4 protein-coding genes are annotated in these 2331 nt (G+C 32.0%); 2 read left to right on the top strand and 2 right to left on the bottom strand.

The features are described from left to right. On the top strand, window positions 1-721 hold a 721-nt coding region (locus tag OCV67_RS12080; protein ID WP_178085133.1), incomplete at its 5' end, for a hypothetical protein. Between the two features lie 757 nt (window positions 722-1478). Here OCV67_RS12080 and OCV67_RS12075 read toward each other — a convergent pair. Continuing rightward, entirely contained in the window at window positions 1479-1742 is a 264-nt protein-coding gene (locus OCV67_RS12075; protein ID WP_147644208.1) for a Txe/YoeB family addiction module toxin, read from the bottom strand. Next, entirely contained in the window at window positions 1739-2002 is a 264-nt protein-coding gene (locus OCV67_RS12070) for a type II toxin-antitoxin system RelB/DinJ family antitoxin (RefSeq protein ID WP_147644207.1), read from the bottom strand. Before OCV67_RS12070 ends, OCV67_RS12075 begins: the two co-directional genes overlap by 4 nt. 90 nt (window positions 2003-2092) lie before the next feature. Between OCV67_RS12070 and OCV67_RS12065 the strand changes: the two genes are divergently transcribed. Beyond that, window positions 2093-2331 (top strand): hypothetical protein (locus OCV67_RS12065; protein ID WP_147644206.1); only part of this gene is annotated, 239 nt, incomplete at its 3' end.

The raw sequence follows: 2331 nt of genomic DNA, 5'->3' as shown, positions 1-2331 counted from the left end.
TCTTGCAGAACAACAAAAGCGTATGGATATGCTTATGGGAAAGGTTGATTTCATTGTTACGGATGCCCCACTGCTTTTAAATACCATTTATCTTAATTCTCCCGATAAAACAGCTTATACAAAAGAAATATTAGACAGATTCAATAAATATGATAATTTTTGCTTTGTTGTTGAACGTAATACGGCAGTCTTTGAACAGGAAGGCAGAATTCAAAATCTGGAACAGTCAATTGAAAAAGACAATGATATTACCAAACTGCTCAAAGATAATAATATATATTTCAAAACATACAATCATGAATCTTTGAATAAGGTTGCTGAAAATGCTGTACGTACACACGAACTCATTACAGGTATAAAGAAAGAAATTCCCATCGGTGAAAGAATTCAATCTGCTAAAGCTGCCGGTGATATTATCGGTAATACTCCATACAAGGCAATATCGGACAAGTCTTATCTGAAATACTCAAACGCTATTGCTTCTCAGATTGCAGATAAGCTTCAGCAAAATAACGTTGCATTCTCCGGCAGGGTTTATTCAAACCTTACAACATTCACAGTGAATAAAAAAGACTTGGATAAGCTTCGCAGTATTGCAGAAAATGTGACTAGAAATTTTACCGACAGAAACCATCCGCAGCTTATTCCATCTTTGTCACAGCAAAAACCTATGCAAAAACAAATGACCGCTGCACCACTGCAGCAGTCACGATCTATATAAGAATGGGGGATAAGATTTGATAAACATGGCATTACATGCCCCTATTGATATTATAAGATTCATACTGCCAATCATTACATCATTAGTAATATTTTTCAGCGTTCTATTACAAGAATATCATCAGCATAAACATATAGGTTATGCAGTATTATGTATTCTGTTAGGATTTACATTCTTTCCTTCAAATGAATATGTAAGTATGACTGTAGGGATCTTTGTATGTTGTATTATTTACTTAAATTATGAACGAGTACATAAAGGAAAACAATTCGGCGGGGTAATTTTTCCATGTCTGTTTTTCTTTAATTTATGTTCTTTTTCAGGCGTTAATAAATTTGAAAATCTATGTATGGTAATATATGCAATTGTTGGCTGTGTATATATTTGGGGATTATCAATTAAAAGAGATGAAAAAGAATTTTTGATACATCATGAAAAATTCTGTATTGTTTTGTCGTCGATACTATTTATCTGTTTAAAAATTATCTTCTTGTTATTTACAGATACTCTAATAGTTCAATGATGGTTTTAAACGTCAAAACTATAAATAATGTTATTTGGATAGGAAATGAAAATTTCCGCATAGATATAAATGATTTTATCAAGTTTTCTCAAAATTTAAATTTGGAAATCTGTAAGGTTGACAGTGTTGATCTTGACACACTTCCAACATATCAACCATTATTTGGTATACATTATATCAAAAAAATGACCGCTGCACCACTGCAGCAGTCACGTAATAAATTTACATTATGATTTAATCTTCATAATGACCTTTACAAGCTATTATATGCACAATATCATTACTTATATAATAGACAATCCTATTACCGTTGTCATCAATTCTCCTACTCCATAATCCACTTAGATTTCCCTTCAAAGGTTCAGGTTTTCCTATACCGTCAAAAGGATTTCGACTAATATCCATTAAAAGTTTGTTGACACGTTTCAATGTTTTTTTATCTTGTCCTTGCCAATATATATAGTCATTCCATGCTCTGTCTTCCCATAACAATTTCATTCGTCAGTTACCTCTGCCAATTGATGTTCTGAAAAATTTGCCGTACCTTTATTTATATCGCATACAATTTTTTCAAGATAACGTATATTTTTATCAGAATAAAACGGATCAGCTGTTATTTCAAATGGAATACGCTGTTCATTTCCAACTTTCACCAAAAACATAGTAATAGCTGAAGACATTGTCAGACCCATTGCTTTTAATGCTCGTTCTGCATTTTCTTTTACTTCTTCATCTACCCTAAAATTAATCTGTGTCATAATATCACACTCCTTTGTTTTTATTATATCATATAGTATATACAATGTCAACAGTTTGCTATACATTTTTATTAAAGAAAGGAACTCCTTATGAAACTAAAAAAACTATTAACAATATTAACCTCCGGAGTAATAATACTCTGCTGTTCATGTTCAGAAAAAAGCAAGAAACAAGAAAAAGATATGAGCTTTGCCGAAAGTCCTGAAATCATGGTTTGCAGGGTAATCGCCGCTATTGCTTCAGATGATGAAGCTGCATACAACAACTGCTGTTCAGGAATTGAAAATTCATATAATCAGTCGTTTGATGACATATATGAAAAATACGC

Source organism: Porcipelethomonas ammoniilytica (genome assembly GCF_025567485.1).
Lineage (GTDB): Bacteria > Bacillota > Clostridia > Oscillospirales > Ruminococcaceae > Porcipelethomonas > Porcipelethomonas ammoniilytica.
Note: the sequence above shows the minus strand (reverse complement) of the source record. Positions and strands in the feature narration are given on the sequence as shown.